A 22425-nucleotide genomic window follows, 5' to 3' on the forward strand; every position below is an offset into this window, starting at 1 on the left:
GGTTGGAATGTGCCAACCAAGGTTGGCACCTACCAAAGCAGGGTCAGGCCAGGGCGAAGAGCGCCTTCACCAGCGCATCCATCTGCGCCGGCCGGGTGAACACCGACGGTGTCACCCGCACGCAGGCGCCGGAGTCCAAGCCGTCGCGATGGGTGGTGAACACGCGATGCTCGTCCAGCAGGCGCTTCTGCAGCGCGATATTGTCAGCCGCGCTGGTGCGCCCGCGCAGGCGGAAGCTGGCCAATGCACTCGCCAGCGCCGGGTCCGGCGAAGACAGCACTTCGATATGCGCCATCTGCCGCGCCGGCAGCGTCCAGCGCTCACGCAGGTAGCGCAGGCGCGCCTGCTTGTTGGCCACGCCGATGCGCTGGTGCAGGGCAATGGCTTCCGGCAGTGCCAGGTAGGCGGCGAAGTTGACCGTACCGGTGTGCACGCGGCTGCCCACGCGGCCGTCGTCGGTCTCGCCCATGTACGGGTCAAGGTCAGCAACGCGGCCCCTGCGCACATACATCGCGCCGACACCGACCGGCGCCCCGATCCATTTGTGCAGGTTGATGCCGACGAAGTCAGCCTTCAGCTGCGGCACCACGTAGTCGATCTGGCCAAACCCATGCGCGGCATCAACGATCACATCGATGCCGCGCGCACGCGCACGCTCGGCGATTTCCGCCACCGGCAACACCAGCCCATGGCGGTGGCTGACCTGGGTCAGCAGCACCAGTTTCAGGCGCGGAAGCCGCGCGAATGCGTCCTCATACGCCTGCAGGATCTGTGCGTGGTCCGGCACCGCCGGCAGCGCGATGCGCTCCACCTGCACGCCACGACGCTGTTGCAGCCAGCGCATCGCGCCGATCATGCTGTCGTAGTCGATGTCGGCGTAGAGCACCTGTTCGCCAGGCTGCAGGCGGTTGTAGCCGCCGATCAGGGCCAGCATCGCTTCGGTGGCGCCACGGGTCAGTGCGATCTCGTCGGCGCCCACGCCCAGCAACCCGGCCACCTGCCGCTGCACCGCCATGTACTGCGCCGGAAACTCGCGGCGGCCATACCATGCGTTGCCACGGTTCACCTCGGCGGTGTGGCGCTGGTAGCTGGCCAACGTCTCGCGGCCCATTGCACCCCAGTAACCGTTCTCCAGGTGATTCACTTCGTCGGTGATGTCGAAGTGGCTGGCCACGGCGGCCCAGTAGCCTTCATCGCGGGCCAGCACGTCCGGCGCCACGGTCGTTGCGGGAATCTGCATGGGCGCAGCGTAACGCGCGGCGGCCATGGCGGGCAGTGAAGACAGTGCAGCGGCGGCCGGCAGCAGCGTGCCGGCGCGCAGCAGGTTACGGCGGCGGCTGTCCATCAGAAGGTCAACCGGTACTGCGCGTACACATTGGCACCATCGGTGTCGTACGGCGCGTTGCGCGAGTAGACCAGGCCGCGGCTGGCCTGGAAGGTCGCTTCGTCCGGATAGCGGTCGAACACATTGTCCGCGCCCACGCGCAGGCTGTGGTGCTCGTTGATGCGGTAGCCCACGGCCAGGTCGAGGAAGCTCATCGCGCCGAAACGCTGGTAGATGTCGCCCACCGCATTGCCGCTGGAGTCGGTCCAGGCACCGTAGTAGCGCATGCGCGCCATCAGTGACCAGGCGCCGATGTCCCAGCTGCCGGTGAAGCTGCCCTTGTGCTCGGGCAGGCGGTCTTCGAACAGCACGCGCTGGGTTTCGTTGGTAGCCACCGAGGTGCTGCCGTTGTCCACCCGCGTACGGTTGTAGTTGTAGGCCAGGGTCAGCGTCATGCGGCCCGCGCCGAGATCGCGCAGGTAGCTGCCGACCACGTCCACGCCGGTGGTGGTGGTATCGAAGTCGTTGGTGAAGTAGTTCACCGAGGTATAGCCCAGCGGATTCGGTGTGCCGGCCGGAATGGCGAAGCTGGCCGACTGGCTGAAGCGGTCGGTGAGCTTGATCTGGTAGACATCCACTGAGCCGGACAGGCCCAGGTCGGTACGCCAGGTCAGGCCCAGCGACGCGGTACGCGATTCCTCCGGCTTCAGCGGCCTGGCGCCGAGCAGCTGTGCCAGCGGATCGTTCGGCGACAGGCGGCCACTGGTGAAGATCTGCAGCGTGCGCGTGTCCAGGCCCTGGGTGGTGCTGGTGGTGTTGAGCTGCGCCGGGGTCGGTGCACGGAAGCCGGTGGACACGGTACCGCGCAGGGCTACGTCCGGGGTAATCGCGAAACGCGCCGAGAGCTTGCCGTCCAGCGTGCTGCCAAAGCTGGAGAAGTCCTCGTAGCGGCTGGCCGCGCCGATGCTCCAGCGCTCGCCCAGCGGCACTTCCATATCCACGTAGGCGGCCTTGCTGCGCTGGCTCCACTGCCCGGCCTGGCTGGCCGAGAAGCCAGGCGCGCCGTTGGAGTTGGCCTCCAGGCCTGCCGCTGCGCCCGGGCCCACCGCGTACGAGGCCGGATCACCGGCACGTACCTGGTAGGTCTCCTGGCGGAACTCACCACCGAAGGCGACGTTGATCGGCTTGGACAGCGCGCCCGCGTCCCACTCGTAGTTGAAGTCGGCGTTGGCGTTCTTCTCGGTCTGGGTCAGGCGGCCGAGATCGAATGCGGTCGGGCTGGCCGGGCCGAGCGAGGCGTTGATCGAGTTCTTCAGGCTGTAGTCGATTGCGTTGCGCCCGTACGAGGCGCTGACATCCCAGCGCAGCTTCGGGGTGATCTCGCCACGCAGGCCACCGACCAGTTGCAGGTCGTTCTGGACGTTGCCGTACTGCGGGCTGAAACCCACCGGATAGATCGAACGCAGGTTCCAGCCGGGGAAGATCGCCGTGGTGCGGTAGGCACCGGTGGTGGTGTCCGGGTTGCGCCAGTTGAAATCGCTGACACCATCGCTGTGGCTGTACAGGCCAAAGGCATAGAGCTCCAGCGTGTCGCTGGCGTTGGCCTTCACATTGAAGCCGACGCGGCGGCTTTCCAGTTCCGGCTGGCCCCAGCGCTGTACCGGGTTGGGCACGTCCAGATCCGGATGCGCGGCCTGGAAGGCGATCGCATCCGGGCGCTGGCGGGTGCGCGAGGTGGCGTCGGAATTGGACGATTCGGCGAACAGCACCAGGCTGCCGTAGTCACCCAACGACCAGCCGGTGCGCGCACTGAAATCGCGCGACGCGCCATCGCCCTGCGCATACTGCGAATAGCCGGCAGTGATCTCGGTACCGGGGCCATCCTCGAGAATGATGTTGATGACGCCGGCGATGGCGTCCGAGCCGTACTGCGCCGAGGCACCATCGCGCAGCACTTCGATGCGCTTGATCGCACTGGTCGGAATCTGCGCCAGGTCGGCCGCCTGCGCACCGCGGTTGCCGAGCAGCGCGCTGCGATGGAAGCGGCGACCGTTGACCAGCACCAGGGTCTGGTCCGGCGACAGGCCACGCAGCGTCGCCGGGCGCACGAACACCTGGCCGTCCGCCATCGGCAGGCGCTGTACCACGAATGACGGCACCAGCTGTGCCAGCACGTCCTTCAGATCGGTCGACTCGACGGACTTGATGTCTTCCTTGGTGAACACGTCCACCGGCGCCAGCGTTTCGAACTGGGTGCGGTTGGAGGCGCGGGTGCCGGTGACCAGCATCGCGTCGAGCTGGGTGGGCGCCGCACGGCTGCTGCCCGCGGCATCGACCGCATCGGCCTCCGCTGCGATCGCGCCTCCTGCGCTGGCCATGGAAAGGGCAAGGAGGATGGAACGCGAAAGCTTCGAACGATGCACGGCAGGGCTCCGGGAGGACGCGACAGGGCCAGCACCTGTGCGGATACACCAGGCGTGGACAAGGCGCGCAGTCTCGGCGCGATCTGTGAAGGAGGCATGACGTCGGTGCGACAGCTTGATGCGGCACTGGCGCAAGAACTGCTAAACGCCGCGCCTGCCGATCCGCTACTGTGCCGCCATTGGATCCGGGGACGGCAGGATGAGCGCGGCAGGCAAGGCGTTGTGGTACATCGAGACCCATGCGGACCAGCCCTTGGCGCTGGCCGACATTGCCGCTGCGGCCGGCCTGTCGCCGTTTCATCTGTCACGCCTGTTCCAGGCCCGCACCGGCACCTCGGTGGTGCGCTACCTGCGCGGGCGCCGCCTGACCGCTGCTGCGCAGCGGTTGGCCAACGGCGCCGGCGACATCCTGCAGGTGGCGCTGGGGGCCGGCTACACCACCCATGCCGCCTTTACCCGGGCCTTCAGCGAACTGTTCGGGCAGACACCGGAACGGGTACGCGAACAGGGCACCGATGGGCTGGCGCTGGTGCAGGCGATCCGGCTGGACGAGGCCCCGTCAGCCTGCATTGAAGCCCCCCGGCTGCTCGATACGCCAGCGTTCCAGGTGGCAGGCGTCGGCATGCGGCATACCCGCGACAGCAGCGGCGCCATTCCGGGCCAATGGGCCCAGCTCAACCGCGAGTGGCCGACGCCGGCACCGGTCAGCTTCGGCGTGTGCTGCAACAGTGATGACGATGGCGGCTTCGACTACATCGCGGCACTGCCGGCAAGCACGGTACCGAACGTGCCTGCGCACTGGCAACGCGTGGACATCCCGGCGCGCCGCTACCTGGTGGCCTGGCACGGCGGACACATCTCGGCCATCCGCTCGACCTGGTTCTGGTTGCTGGATCATTATCTCCCTGCGTCCAACCTGAGCCTTGCCGATGCGCCGGACCTGGAGCGCTACGACGCCCGGTTCGACGAGCACACCGGCCAGGGCGGCGTGGAAATCTGGCTGCCGGTCGAAGAACGTCCCCACTGACAAGGAGTTGAAGATGCGCATGACCGCTGCTGTGCTGGGAGGAATGCTGCTGGCGTTCGCGAGCGTCGGCGACGCCCGCGAAAGCGGCGTCGCCGGCGAGCGCCACGGCACGACGACGCTGGCCAGCGCCGCCGTGCGCGACGCAGGGCACCGCAACGCGCTGCGCTACACGGTCTGGTATCCGGCCCCGGCCGGCAGCCGCGAAACCGCGCTGACCATCGGTCCACCCGACGCGCCGCTGTTCGACGTCGGCCGGTCGGCCAAGGATGCGCCGGTCGCGGGTGATCGCCTGCCGACCCTGCTGCTCTCGCATGGCAACGGCGGCAGCGCGCGCATGATGGGCTGGCTGGGCACGGCGCTGGCGCGGGCCGGGTATCTGGTGATTGCGGTGGATCATCCAGGCAACAACGGCGTTGACACCATGACCCTGCCCGGCAGCCTTCTGACCTGGTTGCGCGCCGATGACCTGCATGCTGCACTGGCGGCCGTGCAGGCTGATCCGGTGCTGGGCCCGCATGTCGATCCTGAGCGCCTGGGGGTCGCCGGCTTCTCGGCCGGTGGCTACACCGCGCTGCTGGCAGCCGGTGCGCGACCGGACCTGCAGCGATTGCGGGACTTCTGCACCGCACATCCGGATGACGGCGTCTGCCGGCCCCAACAGGAGGCGGCAACGCACACGATGGAGGCACGCGTTGCCGCTGCGGCGTCGCCCGAGCTGTCGCCATGGATGTCCCACGCCAACGACGCACGCGCCATTCCCGGCGTGCGCGCGGTGTTCCTGCTGGCGCCGGCAATCGTGCAGGCCTTTGCGCCCGAGCAGCTCTCCTCGCTGAAACAGCCGGTGTCGATCGTGCTGGGCCAGGCGGACACGGTCGCGCCACCACAGACCAATGGCGAGGCTGCGCGTGCGGTGATTGCGGGCGCTGCACTGCAGGTGCTGCCCGGTGTCGGCCATTACGATTTCCTCGCCGCATGCACCCCGACCGGACAGCAGCGGCTGCAGGACCTGTGCAGCACGTCGGTGCCGAAGGCGCAGACCCACGCGCAGGCAGCGGACGCGGCAATACGGTTCTTCAACCATTCGCTGCGCTAGTGGCCGCCGGGCATGGCCCGGCGCTACAGTGGGCGCGTCCACGGAGGATCGATCATGCGCCTGCTCCACCTCACTCTGCCGGTATCCGACGTCGCTTCCGTGGCCACATATTTCCACGATGTGCTGCAGCAGCGCGTGGTCGGCAACCATGTGCACATCGGCTGGAGCACGATCGAACTGCAGCCGGCGGGAGGTCACCCCGTCGGTGGCGTGCACCTGGCCTTCAACGTACCGGACAACCGCTTCGGCGAGGCGATGGCCTGGTTGCGCGAACGTACCCCGCTGCAACGTAATCCTGAGGGCCTGGATTACTTTGCGCTGGAGAGCAGCTGGCAGTCGCAGTCGGTGTACTTCACCGGTCCCGATGGCCTGATCCTCGAGTTGATCGGCCGGCGCCGTCTGCCAGACAGCATGCGCGCAGGCGCCTTCCATGGCAGCGAGCTGGCGTGCCTGAGCGAGGTCGGCCTGCCCAGCCACGATGTCGATGCGGTGCGCGAACAGTCCAGCCAGCGCTTCGGCCTGCAACCGATCAGCACGCCTTCGCCGCAGTTCGCGCCGATGGGCGACGACGAGGGCCTGCTGATCGTGGTTGCGGCGGATCGACGGTGGTTCCCTGAGCAGAAAGACCTGCCCAATGCGCAGGGCGTGCAGCTGCAGGTGGGTGATGTGAGCGGTAGCGGCGAACTGCGTGATGCCACGCTGGGCTGGCGGATGTGGGCAGCCTGAGCCACCCGCTGTCCGAAGCGCCGCCGCCGCCGCTGCGACCACCACCACCGGACCCGCCGCCGGAACTGCTCGAGGACGAGCTCGACGACGAGGTGCTGGACGAGGAACGGTAGCCTTGGGACGACCCTCGCTTCAGGGCAACGACCGAATCCCCTGTGCGCCAATCCGCTGGCAACAGGTTGCGTGCGGATGAATCTTCCGACGGCGGCAGCTGCTCGCCATCGATCAGCGCCACCAGCAGCTTGCTGCCGTCCAGCATGCCCTGGTCCAGGTCTCCCTCGCGCAGGCGCGGCACGCTGTGCATCCTGCGAAACGGCATCCGTGGATGTCCTCCCCCATGAACGGAAAAAGCCGGCCGGATCGCTCCGGCCGGCCTCCTTTACCACACGCCTGTTCACACGCAGCGGTCAACGGCCCATGGCCACTCGCTGCTGCTCGTCCTGCACGTGTTGCTGCGAAGGCTCGTGCTTGGCCAGCATTGCAGCGCTGGTCTCCTGCAGGCTCGGTGCCGTCTGGGTCATGTCCACCGCAGTACGGAAGCCGGGGACGGTGCCCATGACGAAGGCCTTGCCATCCTGCAGGGTGACGCCCTGCAGCTTTTCCGGCGAATCGATGCCGGCGGCCTTGGCCTGGGCGGTCACATGCGCGCTCATCTCGTTGCAGATCATGCCCGGCAGGTGGCCACGGATCGCATTGTGCAGTGGCGTATCCGGATGCGCCTTGTCGCCCAGTTGCGGCCCCTTCGGCGACGCCTCGGCGTGGCTGCGGCCTTCGGCCAGCTTGGCCAGCGTCGCCGGACCCGCCACGCCATCGGCGGAGAGCCCGTGCTGCTTCTGGTAGGCGGTCAGTGCGTCCTTGGTATTGGCACCGAATTTGCCATCCTCGCTCAGCCGGTTGCCATGGCCGTCGCGCACGCCCAAGCGGTTGAGTTCCTTCTGCAGTGCAGTCACTTCCTCGCCCTTGGCCCCCTGGCGCAGCACACCGTTGTGGTCGGCGTCATGCGAATGGCCACCCTTGCCGGTTTCCTTCAGCTTGCCGTGGTCCCAGAAGTCCTGCGGACTGAGCAGCTTGCCGTGCGGATCCTTCAACTGGTAATGCACGTGCTGGGCATACTGCCCCGCACCGCCCGGGCCACGCCCACCCATGGTGCCGATCGGCTCGCCCGCCTTGATCGGCTGGCCTTCCTTCACCTGGGTCGACTGCAGGTGCAGGATCTCGTGCGAGTTGCCCTGTGCATCCCTGATCTTCACCGTGCCGTAGTCACCACCGACGAACGTCACCGTTCCGGAGATCGGTGCGTGGACGGTCGGGTGCTGCAGATTACGGCCGTGCTGGCCGCCGACGTAGTTGAAGTCGGTGCCACCGTGCGGCTTGTGCGCGCGGTGTTCGCCGAACTCACCGGTAACGTGCGGCTTGACTCCGTTCTGCGGGGGCAGCATCACCTGCATCGTCTGCTCAAAGGTGCGGGTCTGGCCTTCGGCATGCGCCGCTGCCGGCTTGGCCTGCGCGTGCGTGGCCGCAGCTACGGCGGGGGCCGCGTGGCTGCCATGGGACTGGCCGTGGGTCAGTCCCAGGCGCTGCTCCACGAACCGCTCGTACTTGTCCACGTACGGCATCACCTTCTTTTCAGACAGGTTGAGGCCGCCGTAATCGCGGGTCGGGCCGTCGTGGTGGTACTTGTAGATGTACTCCTCACCCTGGCCGCGCTTGTGCGCCAGCGTGCGGTTATCGATGTAATGGTCAACCAGTGCATCGGACTGTGCGCCGACGTCGAAGCGGTTGCGGTTGTTGAGGTGGTAGTGGTTGCCGGTCTTGTCGATGAACTGGCCCAGGCCCGAGGCCGAGGTGGTGCCAGCGGCGGCATCGGGGTTGAAGCCCGATTCAACGCGGGCGATGGCCAGTACGTGCGCCGTTTCGCGTGGGGTCAGGCCCTTCTCGCGCGCCGACTCGATGATCGTGTCGATCACCCGTGACTGCACTTCCGGGGTCGCATCGCCCCACCGGCGGGAGTTGCCATGCAGGCGGCCGTCGCTCTGGTCGATCGGCTCCCGGTAGTGGCTCCACGGTTTGATGCGGTCACTGCTGTAGGCCGCCCCGCGGGGCTGGACCATGTCCTGGTAGATGTCTGCCATGTCTGTGCTATCCATTCTATGAAAAGGGGGATTTCCTTAAGGGGTACTGCTCCTGGTACTTCTGGTACTGCGGTACTGCAGTACTGCGTTCACAGCGCGCGTGCGACGTCCTGCCGCTGCGCTCAGTCTTCGATGTAGTTCACCTCCGGGTGCTTGATGCCGAGCGAGTCGATCAACTTCTCGTACTCGTCGTTGTTGGGCTCCTGCTCCTCGCCTTCCGCGCCGCGCAGCGGCGGTGTGCTGTGGGTCAACTGGCGGCCACTGGCGTCGTACAGGTAGTACCACTCGCAGAAGCTGCAGCCGAATGGCAGTTCACCGTACTGCACGACGAAGTACGGCGTGCCGCTGCGGTCCTGCACGCAGGCCAGGCCAACGGCGGTATAGCCGTCCATCTCCTTGGGCGCAGCAATGGCCTGGCGTGCGCCGTCCTTTTCGATTTCCAGCGTGGTCAGCCGGGAAGCGTCCGTGTCTTGTGTGGGCTGGGCCGCCAGGTGCAGGCGGGTGCCTTGGCAATCGATATGCATGCCGGTCTCGTCGCGCGTAAGAGAGGTGGGAAGGTCCGCAACGGCAGCCGCAGGTGCGGCCGGCGCCGCTGCCGGGTGAGTGGAAGCGGGGGGCGCCGCCGGTGCAGCCGCCTCAGGGCCGCTGCAGGCAGCAAGCATCAGGGCCAGCACGGGGGCAACGGGAGACAGACGCATGCGGTGCTCCTTGGATGAATCACACGACCGCCCGCAGGCGGTCGCTCAGGGGTCAGATCGATTCGTCCTCACGCTTGACCAGCTGCCAGCACGGCTTCTGGGCAAAGGTGTAGATCTGCTGGTCGCTGGTATCGGGGGTGCGCATCTGCACCTGAACCTGGCCATCGGGCAGGCGGGTGACCTGCATCTCGCGGCCCTGTCGCTGCAGCGTGGCCGGGTCCGGCATCACCGGCCATTCGACCTTGGCAAGCGGCACCTTCTCCTCCACCTTGCGTGGCTCCGGCTCGGCTTCGCCGTCGATGTGGCTGTCCAGCAGCGGATCGGCAGTAGACGTTTCCTGCAGCGCGATCTCGTTGCCGAAATGCTTGAGGAAGTCGTCGAAGACCGGGTGGGGGCAGCTGGCAGAAGCGTCTGCCGGGGCCGCGGCAACCGGCGTGGCCGGCGCCGTGGCGGCGGCCGTGCTGGTCGGAGCCGGGGCGGCGGCGCCAGCGGGGGCAGCCTGGGGCGCGGGCTTGCAGCCCGACAGCGCAAGCCCCAGGGCAAGCGCAAGCAGGGCAACGGGGCGGAGCTGGTTCACGGGATCCTCCTGATTCCGAGTGGTCGCGCGCGGTTCCGGCGCGGTAGGGAGGCAAGGATAGCCATGCCTCCGTCAATTCAGTTTCAACGTCCGCTGTCAGGAATTTCCCGACATGCTGAATTGAGACTCATATCACACTAATGCTGAAATCAACGTCACTGCGGCAGCCGTTAGACTACGCCGCACACGCTTCGACCCTGGCCCCATGCGCGGATTCCTGCTTGCCCTCTCCCTGTTGCTGCCAATGCTGTGGCCTGGTGTTGTGGCCGCGCTGGAGGTCCGGGAAGGCGACCTGCTGTTCGTCACCGCCGGCCGCAGCGGCCTCAGCGCGGCCATCGACGATGCCACCGGCAAGCAGGGCGCACCCAGCTTCGATCACGTGGCCCTGGCTGCCGCAACGCCAAACGGCTGGGAGGTACTGCATGCGGACGAAAAGGGATCGCGCCGGCAATCGCTGGTCCAGTTCCGCCAGGACGCCCGGGGCAAGCAGCGGCAGATCGTGATCTATCGCCTGCGCGCACCGCAGCAGGCGGCGATCAAGGATGCGGTTGCCACCGCGCGCACGATGCTCGGCAAGCCGTACAACACCTCGTATGTGTTGAACGAGGACAGCTACTACTGTTCCGACTTCATCGAACGTGCGTTCCGTGCGCACCACGTATTCGCGTTGCAGCCGATGAACTTCCGCAATCCGCAGACCGGGCAGATCGCCCAGCACTGGGTGGATCTCTACCGCGGCATGGGCATGGACGTACCGCAGGACCAGCCCGGTACCAACCCCAATGACATGTCGGCGGCACCGGCCCTGCAGCGCATCGGCGTGCTGGAATAAGCGAAGCCCCGCGCGAGGCGGGGCTTCACCGGTCACGTTGCATGCGCAACGCAATCATTCTTCTTCGTCGTGGCCGCCCTGCTGCTGGTTCTGGTTGCGCTTCTGCTGTTCCTGCTGCTGTTGCTGCTGCTGGTCGCGGCCACGGCCCTGCTGCTGATCCTGCTGGTTCTGCTGGCCCTGCTGCTTCTGGTTCGGGTTCTGGTTCTGCTGTGCCATGTCCGATCTCCGAAAGCCACGCGCGGAATGCGGTGGACGGGGCCATCGTCTGCAGCGAAGAGTTAATCGTGCGTTGGCGGACGGCTACACCCGTGTGTACGCGCGTGAATGAACGCGTGCAGAGGCTTGCGGCACAAGCGCCTGAAGGATTCATGCGGGTTCGGCATGTGCTCATGCCGGCCTCGGGCCCATGCCCATTCATGGCGTCCTCCACCGGAAACACGCGCTGAACCCGGCTGGCGTCCTGTGTAAGCACGGACGCCGGCCCAGCATTCAGGGCATCACCGGCGGCACATACGCCAGGGTCATGCCCAGCAGCCACAGCAGGCCCAGCACCAGCGGGATGTGCACCAGCAGCTGGATGAAGGTGAAGCCTACGATGTCGCGTGCTTTCAGGCCCAGCACGCCCAGCAATGGCAGCATCCAGAACGGATTGATCAGGTTCGGCAACGCTTCGGCCGCGTTGTAGACCTGCACCGCCCAGCCCAGGTGCGCCTTCAGTTCGTTGGCGGCCTGCATCACGTACGGCGCCTCGATGATCCACTTGCCGCCACCAGACGGCACGAAGAAGCCCAGCACCGCCGAATAGACGCCCATCACCAGCGCGAACGAATCGGTGCTGGCCACGTGCACGAACAGGCTCGACAGCCGGTGCGCCAGGGTCTGCCCGTCACCGCCAGCGGCGTGGGTGAGGATCATCGCGATGCCGCCGTACAGCGGGAACTGGATCAGCACGCCGGTCGTGCTGGGCACCGCCTTGGCCACCGCGTTGAGGAAGCTGCGCGGCCGCCAGTGCAGCAGCAGGCCCAGCGAAATGAACAGGAAGTTGTAGGTGTTGAGGTTGGCGATGGCGGTGACCACCGGTTTGTTGGCGAACTCGTTGAACAGCCAGCCGAACGCCAGCAGCGAGAGCAGCACGGTCAGCAGTGGACTGTATTCCAGCCATTCGCCCGGGCGCGTGCGCTGCTGCAGCGGTTCCGGTTCGGCCTGCGCGGCGCCGGGGAAGTCTTCAGCCGTACGGGCACTGCCGGCGGCCGGCGCGGTCAGCCAGGCGATCAGCAGCGAGACCAGGATCAGCACCGCCGTCAGCGCAATCGACTGCCACAGGAAGATGGTTTCGGTGAACGGCAGCACGCCGGTGATCTCCACCAACCCCGGCGGCATGCTGGCCGGGTTGGCCTGCAGCTGCGCAGCCGACGAACTCAGCCCCATCGCCCACACCGCACCCAGGCCGAGGTACGCCGACGCACCGGCCGCGCGATAGTCCATGCGCAGTTCGGTACGGCGGGCCAGCGCGCGCACCAGCAGGCCGCCGAACACCAGCGAGAAGCCCCAGCTGAGCAGCGAGGCGAGCATACTGACCAGGCCCACGTACACCACCGCACCGCGGCCGGTGCGCGGCACCCGTGCCAGGAAATCGATGAAGCGTGCGACCACCGGTGCGGTCGCCACGGCGTAGCCACCGATGACCACGAAGGCCATCTGCATGGTGAAGGGAATCAGGCTCCAGAAGCCGTCACCGAAGGCGCTCGCGGTGGCCTGCGGGGTCGAGCCGAAGCCCATCGCGGCCAGTGCGACGATGACCACGCCCAGCACCGCGAACACATACGCGTCGGGGAACCACTTTTCCGCCCAGGCGGCCGAGCGCAGCGCTGCACGCGCCATCCAGCCGTCCTGTACTGCTGCCGTCGAGGCCATCGCCTACCCTCCCAGGTTCGATGGACCGATTCTGGGCGGTGGGGTGCGGGCTGTCAGCCACCTATTGGTCGTAGGTGGCGGGGTCGGATCCCTCTCCACAGGAGAGGGCTCTGACCCCGAGCCGGGTATCGGCGCGGCAGAAGGGTCAGAGCCCTTTCCCACAGGAAAAGGGATCCGACCCCGGGCGATCAATCCCCAGGATCAACGCAGCGCCAGGTCCACGGCGATACCGGCAAACAGCGCGGCGCCCACCCAGTTGTTGTGCAGGAACGCCTTGAAGCACGGGCCGCGCTCGCGATTGCGGCAGATCCAGAACTCGTACACCACCAGCACAGTGGCCACGGCCACGCCGGCCAGGTAGTAGCCGCCCAGGCCGCCGCGCACGCCAACCAGCGCCATCGTGGCCAGGAACAGCGCGTACAGCACGCCCTGGATGACCAGGTCGAGATCACCGAACAGGATCGCGGTGGAGTGCGAGCCCATCTTCAGGTCGTCCTCGCGGTCGACCATGGCATACCAGGTGTCGTAGGCGGTGGACCACAGGATGTTGCCGGCATACAGCAGCCAGCCCAGCATCGGCACCTCGCCCTGCACGGCGGCGAACGCCATCGGGATGCCCCAGCCGAACGACATGCCCAGGTAGACCTGCGGCAGATGGGTGTAGCGCTTCAGGTACGGGTAGCTGGCGGCCAGGAACACGCCGATGAAGCTCAGGCCGATGGTCAGCCCGTTCATGGTCAGCACCAGGCCGAACGCCACCAGCATCAGCACGGCGAACAGCACCAGCGCCGCACGGCCGCTGATAGCACCGGTGGCCAGCGGACGCGCCTTGGTGCGTTCCACATGCGGGTCGAGCCAGCGGTCGGCGTAGTCGTTGATGACGCAACCGGCCGAGCGGGTCAGCCACACGCCGGCGGTGAACACGAACAGCGTCCACAGCGGCGGCAGGCCGCCGGCGGCCAGCCACAACGCCCACCAGGTGGGCCACAGCAGCAGCAGCGTGCCGATCGGGCGATCAGCGCGCATCAGACTCCAGTAATGCCGCCAACGCGGCGTCGCCGGCGACTGCGGCGAAGTGAGGGGGGTATCAGCCATGGCGATAGGATACTCCTGCCCCTCTGGCAGGGCTTTGCCCGTGGGGGGAGATTTGTTCGGCGAAACTGGATAGAATGCCGGTCCCGCACCGCTTCATGGCGCTGCGATGCCCGCCCCGGCACTGGCCGACGGCGCGGCGGTTCTACAACGCGCCCGTAGCTCAGCCGGATAGAGTAGTGGCTTCCGAAGCCATTGGTCGGGGGTTCGAATCCCTCCGGGCGCGCCATCTTCCCCAGTGTTGCCTGCATGCCGCCAGCCCGCGCTGGACGTTGCCGCGCGCTTCATCAACACTGCGCGCATGACGCCAGCGGATCTGCTGCAGCTGGCGGCAGGCGCTGCGATTCTGGGCCTGGCCGCCTTGTCCACCGGCGTGAGCTTCGGTCGCGCTCGGCGTGGCAGTCATCTGCTCACCACCTTCTTCGCCTGTTTCGCCGCCGCCAATCTGTTCGGACTGGTGCTGTTGGGTGGCCAGACCTGGCTTTCGCCCGATGCGGTGCGCTGGCTGCGGGTCATCGAAGTGCCGCTGGTCTATCTGCTCGGTCCGCTGCTGTATGGCCATGCGCGTGCGCTGCTGTTGCCCGCATCGGGCCACACTTCGTTGCTGCCGCTCGCGCATCTGCTGCCGGCTGGCCTCGCATTCGTCATTTCCCTGTTGAACGCACTCGCGCCTTTCGAGGGCTCGCCGCTGGGCAAGGTCCTGTTCCCGCTCAGCTTCCATGGCTGGCTGCTGCAGGGCGCACCCTACCTGCTGGCCACGCTATGGCTCTCGCTGCGCACGTCTTCGGCCCCGCGCGGAACCACCATCCAGCGCAGCGGACTGCGCGGGCTGGCGATCGTGATGGCGGGCTGCTGGCTTGCCAGCGCGATGAACCGGTGGCCGCCGGACGCCGCTCCGCTGCTGGCCAGCATCGGGCTCAGCCTGCTGACCACCGCCGGCATGTATCTGCTGGCGTGCCGGGTCGTACGTCATCAGCTGCGCGTACGTGCGAGCACTGCGGCACCCGTCATGGTGGACATGACCGCGTCCGCCGAGGATACGACCCACGCACGCTACGAACGCTCGGGCATCGACGCAGCACAATGCGCGGCCATCGCCAGCGCGCTGACCGCATTGATGCGGGACGAACGCCTGCATGAAGCGCCCGGGCTGGACCTTCAGTCCCTCAGCCAGCGCAGCGGGTGGTCACCCAACCAGGTCTCGCAGGCGCTCAACCAAGGCCTCGGCCAGAGCTTTTCCGAGTTCGTGAACAGCTTCCGCGTCGCTGCCGCGAGGGCGTGCCTGTCCGATCCGTCCGACTTCCGCAGCGTGCTGGACATCGGCCTGGCCGCCGGGTTCGGCAGCAAGTCGACCTTCAACAGCGCGTTCAAGCGCGCCACCGGGCAGACACCGAGCGAGTACCGCCGCCGCGCCACCTCCGGCTGAACGTCCAATCCTTCACGCCCGGTCGAATATCCCCGGTCCGTGCGCTGCCATCACCTCCTGACCCAACGAAAGAGGTGACGCGATGCGTTTGCGATGGATGCTAGGTGGCCTGCTGTGGATGCTGGCGATTCCGGTACACGCCGCGGGGGTGGATGCTGCCGATGTGCTGGCCCGGGCCCGTGCAGCCAGTGGCGGCGAGCCGTGGCTGTCGGTACAGCGCCTGCAGGCGGAGGGCGAGCAGTCGGTGGGCGGCCTACACGGGCGCTGGCAGCTCAACCAGGACCTGCGTGCCGGGCGCTATGCCGAACAGGCGCAACTGGGAGCCTTCACTGTCGCCCAGGGGTTCGACGGGCACCTCTCCTGGCGGCGCGACTACGGCGGCGAGGTCGGCCTGCTGGACGGCAGCGTGCCACGCCGCACCGCGCGCACGCAGGCGTGGCTGGCCACCCGCGCCTACTGGTCCAGTGCCTATCCCGCCTCGCGCATTGCGGGCCCACGCACCGAGGCCCACGACGGGCAACGCTATGACGTGCTGTCGACGACGCCGGAGGGCGCGGACCCGATCGAACTCTGGTTCGACACCCGCAGCGGCCTGCTCGGCCGGGTGGTCATCGCCTCCGCGCGCACACCCACCGCCATCACGCTGGAAGACTACCGGGCGGTCGATGGCCTGCTGCTGCCCCATCGCCTCATCACCGACGCCCTCGATGCCCAGGGCCGTGCTGATCCGCGACTGCGCAGCGACGTGCAGGTGCAGCGCTACCGGGTGGATTTCCCTGTGCCGGATGGGTTGTATGCACCACCAGCGATGGCCGACGACAGCTACATCGAGGATGCCAGCGGCACCACCCGCGTCCCGTTCGACCTGATCAACAACCATGTCTACATCGAGGCCGAAGTGGACGGCCAGCCGGCGCGCTTCCTGGTGGACACCGGCGCCATCAACCTGCTGACACCGATCGCCGCCAAACGCTTGGGGCTGACCACAGCGGGCCGTCTGAGCGTGCATGGTGCCGGTGACAACGCCAGCGACCTGGGCCTGGCACAGGCCCGCCACCTGCGCATCGGTGGCGCGCACCTTGCAAACCCGGTGTTCCACATCATCGACCTCGGCCAGCAGATCAACTCGATGGGCGTGCCGCATGACGGCTTCATCGGCTACGAGACCTTCCTGCGCTTCGTCACCACCTTCGACTATGGCGCGCGCGTGCTCAGCTTCACCCGGCCGGGCCACTACCAGCCACCCGCCAACGCGGTGGTGCTGCCGTTCGAACAGGACGACCGCGCACCGGTACTGAATGGCGAGCTGGACGGTATCCCGCTGCGGCTGTGGCTGGACACCGGCTCACGCAATTCCCTGAGCCTGAGCAGTCCGTTCGTGCGTACCCATGGTCTGTTGGAGAAATACCACGCCAGCGAGGAGGCAGTGCTTGGATGGGGCCTCGGCGGCCCGGGGCGGGCGCGACCGGCCCGGCTCGGTGTGCTGCGCATGGGCAGCATCGAGGTCACCGGCCTGGTCGGTGACTTGTCCAGCACCGACAAGGGCGCGCTGGCCCTGGCCGACTATGGCGCGATTCTCGGTGGCGGCGTGCTGCGGCGCTTCTCCATGGGCATCGACTACGACGCCAAGCGCCTTTATCTGGTGCCCAACGCTGAAAGCACGCAGGCCGATGCCTTCGACCGCAGTGGGCTGTGGCTGCAGGCCGAGGACGGTGCACTGCGTGTGGCTGATGTGGCGCCGACCAGCGCTGGTGCGCGCGCCGGGCTGCGAAGGGACGATCGCATCGTCATGATTTCAGGCGAGCCGATTGCCACGCGGAAGCTGGCGGACTGGCGTGCGCTGTTGCGTGAGCGCCCGGTTGGGACGCGCGTGGGCATCCGTTATCTGCGCGATGGCCGGCAGGTGGATACCGAGCTGGTGCTGGGGGACCGGGTGGCTGCGGGTTGGCGTGCAGATTGAGTCAGTACTGGCGCTATCCCTGCGGAGCACCCGCCACTCACGTGGCGGATGCTCACGCACCACAAAGGCAGTGCCAACTATTTGTCTCTTAAGAAGTTCCTGGGCCGAGCGCCAAGTCTGATGATTTTTCGCGCGGCACCAAGATAGAAGTCACTGAATACAAATGAGAAGGCGGCAGCTGTATAGAAAACAAGTAGTGCCCCAGGAATGGGAATCGCGCGAACGAAGCTATCGCATTCGAGGTTGCGGGCGACCAGCAACCCAATCATGAACATCTCGGCCAGGAAAGCCATAGCGAACGCGAATCGCACTCGCCTAACTTCAACCGACAGAATTCCCCTTCTCGCCAGTTCGAACTTGGAATACACAAACAGCACCAGCAATGCCACAAAAAGAGCAAACATAACTGATGGAGAGTATCCAACGACTGGACAGCCCATACTCATCATGGACGCAATCAGCGCGTAGCAGATTGCCAACGCTCCAACTGCAGCTGCGCCCTTCATGCACCTTATGAAAATCAGTTCGCCGGACATTGGCATTTATTGTAGTTTGACCTCAGATACAGAGCTGGCGCTGGCGGACCGGGGGGCTGCGGGATGGCGTGCCGATTGAGCTCGCGCTGCCCGCTGTGGGGTACCCGCTGCGCATGCGGCGGGTGCCACTGAACGAGGGTGACCGTGAATCTCGCACACGGCGGGAACGTCAGAGAATGAACGATGCCGAGCGACGCTCGCAACCGGCTGCATCCCGTACCACGATGGAGTACTCCGCGTCCGCGCTGGATTGCCCGGGCAAAAACACGCCATCACCATCGAACAGAACGCTCTGCTGTTCACCCTGCCCGATCGTCAGCCCGATCGCTCCCGGTGTGATTTCCTCGAGGATCACGTTGTAAGGCCGCCAGGCATCCTCGCCTGTGCGCCTCATCTCTGCGCGAGCAGTCCTTGAGTTCAACCTGCGTCTTTCATCCACCCACAGCTGAAGTGGCTGATCAGCGTTGTGGGTGATCTGGAAGCGCCCGTAGGTCAACCCGTCGACTCTCTCGGTGCCGACATAGGTGAAATGGGCCGGCGGGCACTTCGTGGTGCGGTTCGGATGCGCCGCACAGGATGTCAGTGCAACCACGAGGCAAAAGGCAGTCAAGCGCTTCATGGGTTCGAGGCCTGATGTGGGTTGTTGTCGCGGCGGCATGCGGCGGTGAGGGCAACCAGCACTACGCCCCAGAGCGGCGTGAGCAGCACGACGCTCATCACCATCAGCGAAACCGGTACCTGCCAGAGCAGCGATGACCTGAACCCGCTGAATCTATAGGCTTCCAGTGCAAGCACCACGACCTGGGCCAGAAGGCCAGCGAGCAGCCCCAAGCCAGCCCCCTTGGCAAGCCGCCTGATCGTCAGGCGTCCAGCGGCGGGAACCCGTGCGCCAATTCCCAGCAACAGAAGGCTGACGGCATACAGCCAGAAGAAAACCTGATGTGAGTCGAAGGCGTAAAGCGCCCTGCCCACAAAGTGCAGGAACAGCCAGAGCGCTCCATACGACACCGCGTAGGCCAACCCGTACCGAAGAACCTGCGTGGCTTTCATCTTGTACCTCTACGAGGGCGTGCAGGCCGATCGCGTACTTTTGTGGAGGAGTGCGGGAGCTCATGCACCTTGCCTCCCGCTTGGCACCCTACTCGCGCAACGCATCGCGCAGCGCTCGAGAGTACCTGCCTGCCTCCAGCATTTGCAGCTGGGCCAGTGGAATCCGATACCTCCTGAACAGTGCGGCCAGTTCCCAGACCTCCTCCTCCAGAACCGCATCTGGATCCAGGGGTAGATAGATGACATCCCCTCTGCCGACCACATTCCCGATGCAGCCGATTCGACCAATCCACTCGAAGAAGAACCGTTCATCCTGTTGAGAAAAGAAAACTACCCTTTTCGCTTCAAGCTCCATGGTAAATAACCATCCATTCAACCAAGCCATTTGGATTGCCCGTCCCATTCCAGCCTTTGCATTGATTACTCTGGAGCGGCGACAACGAACAGAGCTGTCAGCGCGCTGCGGAACATCCTGCGAAGACACTGTTGGGCTTCTCCTTCAAGCTAACAGCGATCACGCGGCGCATGGGATGCTCCGGCACCTGCACGCGCATATCTGCAATCACACTTCTTCACTCAACCTCCCCCCTATCTCGTAGAGAAGGCAGGCCAGGGCGGAAAGATGATAGGCCAGTGGTTCCTGCTGCCCCAATGCGACTCTTTGAATATCAGAGTAGTCATCGAAAAGACTTCCATCTTCAAGCTCCACCCGCTCACCGCCCATGGAGTGGCGTTCCAACCATGGCACTCGACTATAGCGCCGCCGAGCATCGGCCGAAAACGCTGGCGGGCTTCTCTCGAAGGCTCACGGCAACCACCCGTTGCTTCTGCTCACCGCAGCCCCCCATCACCCCATACATGATGAGAAGTCCCTTGTCGTTGACGTAGCCGATGAACTTGCCCCAACTTTCATCCGAAGCGGCCCTGACGAGATAGACGCTCTCCCCAGGCGCTGGCTTCTGGTCACTCAACGGCATTGGACCGATCTTCCCTTCAACCTCTGATGCAGATACCACGGCCAGCGAATGCTTCAACATCCACTCCGCAATGGCTGCTTCACTATCAGGATCAAGCGTGGAAATGCGGTCAAGCGGCAGGGTCGTTGAATTGCCAGGGAAAATCGTACCGGACGAAACATCTACCCAGTCCGACTTCCATTCCGTATGTTGAAACTGGTGAATGCTGCAGCCCCCCAGCATTGGCAAGAGCAGCACCGCTGCACGCAAGATGCCAGCCTTCGGCATGGTGACGCCGTTTCTTGCTTGGGCACCCCGGATCCCCCTGCGCTTGCCGCACCACAAACCGATCAGATGCCCGCTGGTGGGTAGGCCCATCCCATCGGGACTACTGGCTGATGCCCGAACACCGGACGCTTCACTCATATTGTTCCACTCCCAATCTTCTACATCGGGGTCACTGCGGGTCGACTCGCCAGCCATAGACATGAAAGCCCTAGAAGGGACCGGCTAAATGCTGAGCACCATCTGCAACCCGTTCTGCAAAACGATCTTCGCGCGATTGAGGTCACGTCTAGAGATGGAGACCGCCGCCAGCCCAACGGCTCGAGCGATCTCGCATTGCGAGAAGAATGTGTCGTACGTATCGATCATGTCGGCGTGAAACATCCTCCGTGGAGCATTTGCTACCACCCTGAAAAGATCAGTCATGAAGTTCCAAGCATCAATAACAGCATCTGGGCTAACTTCAACTCCCGAATCGACCGAATTTATCAATGATTCGAAGTCAAGTAGCGATTCACCTTCCCAGTCCACGGCCCCCTCGCAAGCAGCGACTTCGTAATCGAGCCCCTCCCTACTACCGGCTGACACAGGCCTCCCGTTTTTTGATAGAACATAATCATAGTCATCAGACACCCACGCAAACCAGACGACTCTCCCCTGCGCAGCAATCCCAACCGGATATATATCAGCCATCACAAGCCCCCACCTAAATGACGCCATCGACCCTGAGCTCTTCCGGAATTGCGTCCATCACAGGATCTTGACTGAAGTTGAAAAAATGACTCTTCAAAGAATCCAGGCTTTTCACCGCTCGGAGTGAAGTGGGTTTCCGCATATTTTTTAAGCTTACTCAAGTTTGAGCCCTGCCCTTTTCCGGGATCCTGACCAAACTCCTTGCATACTCGCTGGGCATACTGAACAGGTGTCTCCCCATTCGTAGGATTTGTACCTCGCGCCCAAGATGGTATGTCATCTTTTGACTTCCCTATCATGGGCTGGCGCTTGGCGTGTCGCTACTCTGCTCCGGGTTTGCGGCAGCGTGCGTAGTCGAAGCACCCGGCCTGCGCGCATAGCTGTAATCGGGATCCCGGCAGGCGCGCACGATCGGACTTCGTGCGTGTCTGATCACGCCCGGGAACCAGCACAGCGCCAGCACTACCAGACAGATCATTCCCAGCCGTGTCCATTCACCCGCGACACTGGCCCCGATCAGCGGCAATGACGCCATCAGAATGATGACCTGTGTGTACAGAAGATAGAGCGTGTACGTGCCCAACCGCGGGTCTGAAAGAAGCTCGACGCGACACCCCCGGCAGGACGTCTTCGCTTGACGCTTTCCAGCAAATCGCAGAGGAAAGCGCTGCCCGCTAGCGCCACAAAGTGGGCAGATGAAGGTCATCAGGCGCATCGGTAGAACTTCTCTTCAGAAATTTCCATCACCAGGCTCCATCTGCGGCGTCGACCATACGCACCACATCATCAAACCTCGGGTCCTGGCACATCATTTCCAGTGGTGTCCGGCCCAGTTCATTCCCTGCGTGTGGGTCTGCACCACACCAGAGGAGATAGGCCGCTGCCGCGACGCTGCCATGTGCCACCGCGCTTGCCAGCGGCGTCAGATCAAGATCACCACGCACATCGATGGTGGTCACGAAGGGCATCAATGCGCTGAGGAGGGCCACATCGTTGTAATAGGCCACCACATGCAGGGGCGTGTCCTCATAGGCTCCCTGGGTCTCCGGACAAGTCAGCACCGTATCGCCGAAGTCAGTGTCGACACCGAGCCGGGAAAGCAGTTCGCTGAGTACAGGATCGATGATGTTCATCGGGCTGCACGCTCGGTAGAGCCCTTTGCGTTGGCCCGATGGTCGTCCGTCCCGCAATCCATCTCTCTGTCAGATCCCTGTCGACCTACAAGCCAAGCGGTGCGTGCGTCTTGGAGCGATGCATTCGACAGATCAAGAATCATGATTTGACAGGGATCAACCGGCTTTCCCAAGTCCCCTCTACTAGAAGTGCAATCTCTGCGCCGACAGAGGCCTCAATGAAGACCAAGGTGTCGCCATCGACAATTTCCCGGACAGCCACCGGGTCTAGACCAAGGAGGAAGCAGCACCGCTGGAATTCAAAGGAATCATCCTTTCGATTGAAGACCTTAAGATCGAGCACGACATTCTGGCTAGAGAAACCATCAACGCTTGCTCTCCTGACTCGACCAAAGACCAAATCATAGGATGCCTGCGAAGATTCATCGAACAGAGAAACAGTCACACCTGACACCGGATCAAGACGAATTCCAGCCAGCTGGAAATCGTGAATAGTGATACCCATACAATCTGCCGGAACCATACGTCGCGCGTGAGCCTCCAGGCGA

23 protein-coding genes and 1 tRNA gene are annotated in these 22425 nt (G+C 64.9%); 7 read left to right on the forward strand and 17 right to left on the reverse strand.

From position 1 onward, the window contains the following. Window positions 1-43: 43 nt before the first annotated feature. A complete protein-coding gene (locus tag ACYKG1_RS20255; protein ID WP_100474395.1) occupies window positions 44-1345 on the reverse strand; it encodes an aminotransferase class V-fold PLP-dependent enzyme in 1302 nt (433 codons plus the stop codon). Beyond that, window positions 1345-3747, reverse strand: a complete 2403-nt coding sequence (locus tag ACYKG1_RS20260) for a TonB-dependent receptor plug domain-containing protein (RefSeq protein ID WP_478471213.1) — start codon at window positions 3745-3747, stop codon at window positions 1345-1347. The genes ACYKG1_RS20255 and ACYKG1_RS20260 overlap by 1 nt, the downstream gene beginning before the upstream one ends. Window positions 3748-3946: 199 nt before the next feature. Here ACYKG1_RS20260 and ACYKG1_RS20265 point away from each other — a divergent pair, with 199 nt between their 5' ends. Genes ACYKG1_RS20265 through ACYKG1_RS20275 form a run of 3 tightly spaced genes read left to right on the forward strand, consistent with a single transcriptional unit; the run spans window position 3947 to window position 6593 of the window. Next, window positions 3947-4774, forward strand: a complete 828-nt coding sequence (locus ACYKG1_RS20265) for an AraC family transcriptional regulator (protein WP_100474401.1) — start codon at window positions 3947-3949, stop codon at window positions 4772-4774. Window positions 4775-4787: 13 nt separating this feature from the next. Then, window positions 4788-5867 carry an alpha/beta hydrolase family protein gene (locus ACYKG1_RS20270; protein ID WP_478471214.1) on the forward strand — a complete coding sequence of 360 codons (1080 nt, stop codon included), beginning with the start codon at window positions 4788-4790 and terminating at the stop codon, window positions 5865-5867. 54 nt (window positions 5868-5921) lie between these two features. Further along, entirely contained in the window at window positions 5922-6593 is a 672-nt protein-coding gene (locus tag ACYKG1_RS20275) for a VOC family protein (RefSeq protein ID WP_478471215.1), read from the forward strand. A 407-nt stretch (window positions 6594-7000) separates the two neighbouring features. On the opposite strand, the gene ACYKG1_RS20280 is transcribed toward ACYKG1_RS20275, so the two are convergent. The 3 genes from ACYKG1_RS20280 to ACYKG1_RS20290 form a co-directional block, all read right to left on the reverse strand. After that, window positions 7001-8725, reverse strand: coding sequence for a peptidoglycan-binding protein (locus tag ACYKG1_RS20280; protein ID WP_262227778.1), 1725 nt, complete (start codon window positions 8723-8725; stop codon window positions 7001-7003). 122 nt (window positions 8726-8847) lie between these two features. Continuing rightward, entirely contained in the window at window positions 8848-9423 is a 576-nt protein-coding gene (locus ACYKG1_RS20285) for a hypothetical protein (RefSeq protein ID WP_262084286.1), read from the reverse strand. Window positions 9424-9475: 52 nt separating this feature from the next. After that, a complete protein-coding gene (locus ACYKG1_RS20290; RefSeq protein ID WP_262084285.1) occupies window positions 9476-10000 on the reverse strand; it encodes a hypothetical protein in 525 nt (174 codons plus the stop codon). A 205-nt stretch (window positions 10001-10205) separates the two neighbouring features. Here ACYKG1_RS20290 and ACYKG1_RS20295 point away from each other — a divergent pair, with 205 nt between their 5' ends. Beyond that, the gene (locus ACYKG1_RS20295; protein ID WP_478471216.1) at window positions 10206-10832 is read left to right on the forward strand and encodes a YiiX/YebB-like N1pC/P60 family cysteine hydrolase; all 627 of its coding nucleotides are present in this window, start codon (window positions 10206-10208) and stop codon (window positions 10830-10832) included. Window positions 10833-10886: 54 nt separating this feature from the next. On the opposite strand, the gene ACYKG1_RS20300 is transcribed toward ACYKG1_RS20295, so the two are convergent. From ACYKG1_RS20300 to ubiA, 3 genes are all read right to left on the reverse strand, one after another. Continuing rightward, window positions 10887-11048, reverse strand: coding sequence for a hypothetical protein (locus tag ACYKG1_RS20300; protein ID WP_010482135.1), 162 nt, complete (start codon window positions 11046-11048; stop codon window positions 10887-10889). Between the two features lie 273 nt (window positions 11049-11321). Continuing rightward, window positions 11322-12746, reverse strand: a complete 1425-nt coding sequence (locus ACYKG1_RS20305) for a short-chain fatty acid transporter (protein WP_181390018.1) — start codon at window positions 12744-12746, stop codon at window positions 11322-11324. Window positions 12747-12947: 201 nt separating this feature from the next. Further along, window positions 12948-13841, reverse strand: coding sequence for a 4-hydroxybenzoate octaprenyltransferase (ubiA, locus tag ACYKG1_RS20310; protein ID WP_262227776.1), 894 nt, complete (start codon window positions 13839-13841; stop codon window positions 12948-12950). Between the two features lie 149 nt (window positions 13842-13990). On the opposite strand from ubiA, the gene ACYKG1_RS20315 reads away from it, so the two are divergent. From ACYKG1_RS20315 to ACYKG1_RS20325, 3 genes are all read left to right on the forward strand, one after another. Further along, window positions 13991-14067 (forward strand) — tRNA-Arg (locus ACYKG1_RS20315). A 72-nt stretch (window positions 14068-14139) separates the two neighbouring features. Continuing rightward, entirely contained in the window at window positions 14140-15264 is a 1125-nt protein-coding gene (locus ACYKG1_RS20320) for a helix-turn-helix domain-containing protein (RefSeq protein WP_262227775.1), read from the forward strand. An 82-nt stretch (window positions 15265-15346) separates the two neighbouring features. Next, on the forward strand, window positions 15347-17224 hold the full coding sequence (locus ACYKG1_RS20325) for an aspartyl protease family protein (protein ID WP_478471217.1): 1878 nt from the start codon (window positions 15347-15349) through the stop codon (window positions 17222-17224). Between the two features lie 77 nt (window positions 17225-17301). On the opposite strand, the gene ACYKG1_RS20330 is transcribed toward ACYKG1_RS20325, so the two are convergent. The 9 genes from ACYKG1_RS20330 to ACYKG1_RS20370 all read right to left on the reverse strand — a co-directional run bounded on the left by ACYKG1_RS20330 (window position 17302) and on the right by ACYKG1_RS20370 (window position 22382). Beyond that, window positions 17302-17760 (reverse strand): hypothetical protein, encoded by a 459-nt coding sequence (locus ACYKG1_RS20330; protein ID WP_262227773.1) that lies wholly within the window; start codon window positions 17758-17760, stop codon window positions 17302-17304. 169 nt (window positions 17761-17929) lie between these two features. Next, a complete protein-coding gene (locus ACYKG1_RS20335; RefSeq protein ID WP_478471218.1) occupies window positions 17930-18379 on the reverse strand; it encodes an adhesin in 450 nt (149 codons plus the stop codon). Next, window positions 18376-18810 carry a hypothetical protein gene (locus ACYKG1_RS20340; protein WP_478471219.1) on the reverse strand — a complete coding sequence of 145 codons (435 nt, stop codon included), beginning with the start codon at window positions 18808-18810 and terminating at the stop codon, window positions 18376-18378. Before ACYKG1_RS20340 ends, ACYKG1_RS20335 begins: the two co-directional genes overlap by 4 nt. Window positions 18811-18898: 88 nt before the next feature. Further along, a complete protein-coding gene (locus ACYKG1_RS20345; protein WP_478471220.1) occupies window positions 18899-19294 on the reverse strand; it encodes a hypothetical protein in 396 nt (131 codons plus the stop codon). A 78-nt stretch (window positions 19295-19372) separates the two neighbouring features. After that, window positions 19373-19549: a hypothetical protein gene (locus ACYKG1_RS20350; protein WP_478471221.1), complete on the reverse strand. Its 177-nt coding sequence runs from the start codon at window positions 19547-19549 to the stop codon at window positions 19373-19375. Window positions 19550-19562: 13 nt separating this feature from the next. Further along, complete coding sequence (locus ACYKG1_RS20355; RefSeq protein WP_478471222.1) at window positions 19563-20192, reverse strand: hypothetical protein; 630 nt, start codon at window positions 20190-20192, stop codon at window positions 19563-19565. 84 nt (window positions 20193-20276) lie between these two features. After that, the gene (locus tag ACYKG1_RS20360) at window positions 20277-20684 is read right to left on the reverse strand and encodes a hypothetical protein (protein WP_478471223.1); all 408 of its coding nucleotides are present in this window, start codon (window positions 20682-20684) and stop codon (window positions 20277-20279) included. Between the two features lie 803 nt (window positions 20685-21487). Further along, complete coding sequence (locus ACYKG1_RS20365) at window positions 21488-21877, reverse strand: ankyrin repeat domain-containing protein (RefSeq protein ID WP_478471224.1); 390 nt, start codon at window positions 21875-21877, stop codon at window positions 21488-21490. Between the two features lie 139 nt (window positions 21878-22016). Next, window positions 22017-22382: a hypothetical protein gene (locus tag ACYKG1_RS20370; RefSeq protein ID WP_478471225.1), complete on the reverse strand. Its 366-nt coding sequence runs from the start codon at window positions 22380-22382 to the stop codon at window positions 22017-22019. Between the last annotated feature and the right edge of the window lie 43 nt (window positions 22383-22425).

The sequence above is a fragment of the Stenotrophomonas sp. 85239_Sma genome, assembly GCF_056481725.1.